The sequence below is a fragment of the Mesorhizobium sp. M7A.F.Ca.US.014.04.1.1 genome (genome assembly GCF_003998745.1).
GTDB lineage: Bacteria > Pseudomonadota > Alphaproteobacteria > Rhizobiales > Rhizobiaceae > Mesorhizobium > Mesorhizobium ciceri.
Genome location: NZ_RZRW01000744.1, coordinates 1 through 2,411 on the forward strand (window position 1 = coordinate 1; position 2,411 = coordinate 2,411).

2 protein-coding genes are annotated in these 2,411 nt (G+C 63.3%); both read left to right on the forward strand.

Going from position 1 to position 2,411, the window contains the following annotated elements; translation table 11 throughout:
• A partial coding sequence (locus EOA22_RS30885; protein WP_164756076.1) for a methylmalonyl-CoA mutase family protein occupies positions 1–1,008 on the forward strand: 1,008 nt, incomplete at its 5' end.
• On the forward strand, positions 1,005–2,411 hold a 1,407-nt coding region (gene scpA / locus EOA22_RS30890; RefSeq protein WP_127390480.1), incomplete at its 3' end, for a methylmalonyl-CoA mutase. The genes EOA22_RS30885 and scpA, both read left to right, overlap by 4 nt.

Sequence of the window (2,411 nt, forward strand, 5' to 3'; positions counted from 1 at the left end):
GCCGACTGGCTGGTCGCGTTCCTGAGCAAGCGGCGATCGGACCCGGCAAAGCTCAACCTCTCCTTCGGCATCGATCCAGCGGCGATCTTCGCGGGAACCGGTCGGCTGCGCATGTCGATCGAGGCGCTGCAGGCCTCTATGCCACAGTCGCTGGCGCACTTCTTCGCGATGGGCGTTCCGGGCGTGCTGCTGGAAGCTGACGGGCGCGTGTTCCACAATGCCGGCGCCACGGAAGCGCAGGAACTTGGCATCATGCTGGCTTCGGCTGTCTCCTATCTCAGAATGTTCGAGACGGCGCGGCAGCCGCTTGTCTATGCCGCACCCCATATCGGTTTTGCGCTCAGCGTCGACCAGGACCAGTTGCTGTCGACGGCCAAGATGCGAGCACTGCGCAGGCTATGGGCGCGGGTGCAGGAGGCTTGTTCGATCCCGACATCCACCGCCAATATCCATGCCGAGACGTCGTTTCGCATGATGACGGCGATGGATCCGGAGACCAACATCCTGCGCACCACCATTGCATGCTTTGCCGCGGCGTGCGGCGGCGCCGATTCGATCTCCATCCTGCCGCACACGATCGCGCATGGTCTGCCGGCGGGTTTTGCCCGTCGTGTTGCCCGCAACACGCAGCTGATCATGGCCAATGAAAGCCATATCGATCATGTCACCGATCCCGCCTATGGTTCCGGCGCCGTCGAGGCGTTGACCGCGGAGTTGTGCGAGTTGGCGTGGACGGAATTGCAGACGATCGAAGCCGAGGGCGGTGTCCTGTCCAGCCTTCAGGACGGACGCATCCAGAAGCGCGTCCACGCAGCTGCGGAGCAGCGCAATGCAGCCTACCGCACAGGCCAACGGGCCATCATCGGCACCACGCTCTATCCATCGAAAGACGAACGTCCGGTCGAGACGCTGGCGGCGGAACGGCGGCCGGCCTTCACCGAAGGCGTTGCCGTCTGCGAGGCGCTGTTTCCAGTCCGCATCGACCAATCGATCGGAGCCGGCTCTTGATCCCGGACTTCGGCCAGATCGGCTGGGTCCCGCCACGCCGCGCTCCCGTCGAGGTCAAAGGCCAGCGGACCACGCCGGAAGGGCTCGTCGCCAAGCATCTGTACAATCAAAGCGACCTCAAGGGGTTGCCGCATCTCGACACCTATCCCGGCCTGCCGCCCTTCGTGCGCGGCCCCTACCCGACCATGTATGTCCAGCAGCCCTGGACCATCCGGCAATATGCCGGCTTCTCGACGGCCGAAGAATCCAATGCATTTTACCGACGCAACCTTGCCGCCGGCCAGAAGGGCCTGTCGGTCGCCTTCGATCTCGCCACGCATCGCGGCTATGACAGCGATCATCCGCGCGTTGCCGGCGATGTCGGCATGGCTGGCGTCGCCATCGATTCCATTCTCGACATGCGGCAGCTCTTCGACGGCATTCCGCTCGGCGAGATGACGGTATCGATGACGATGAACGGCGCGGTGCTGCCGATCATGGCGCTCTACATTGTCGCGGCGGAAGAACAGGGCGTTGCGCAGAAAGATCTCGCCGGCACCATTCAGAACGACATTCTGAAAGAGTTCATGGTCCGCAACACCTACATCTATCCGCCGAAACCCTCGATGCGGATCGTGTCGGACATCTTCTCGTACACATCGAAGAACATGCCGAAGTTCAATTCGATATCGATCTCCGGCTATCACATGCAGGAGGCCGGCGCGACGGCCGACCTTGAACTCGCCTATACGATCGCCGATGGCATCGAGTATGCCCGCGCCGGCGTCGCGGCGGGCCTCGACATTGACCGCTTTGCGCCGCGCCTGTCCTTCTTCTGGGCCATCGGCATGAATTTCTTCATGGAAGTCGCCAAGCTGCGGGCCGCGCGCCTGTTGTGGGCGACCCTGATGCAGAAGAATTTTTCGCCCAAGGACGAGCGCTCGTTGTCGCTGCGCACCCATTGCCAGACTTCTGGCTGGTCGCTGACGGCGCAGGATCCCTACAACAACATTGTCCGCACCATGATCGAGGCAATGGCTGCAACGCAGGGCCACACCCAATCGCTGCACACCAATTCCTTCGACGAGGCGATGGCGCTGCCGACCGACCATTCGGCGCGGATCGCCCGCAACACCCAGCTCATCCTGCAAAAGGAATCCGGCACCACGCGCATCATCGACCCGTGGGGCGGTTCGGCCTATCTTGAACGGCTGACGCATGATCTGGCGGCGCGCGCGCTTGCTCATATCGAGGAGGTCGAGGCGCTCGGCGGCATGGCGGCGGCGACCGAACAGGGCATTCCCAAGCTGCGCATCGAGGAAGCTGCCGCGCGCACGCAGGCGCGGATCGATTCCGGCGAGCAGATGCTGGTCGGCGTCAACGCCCATCGGCCCGAGACCGACATCGAGGTCGACGTGCTGAAG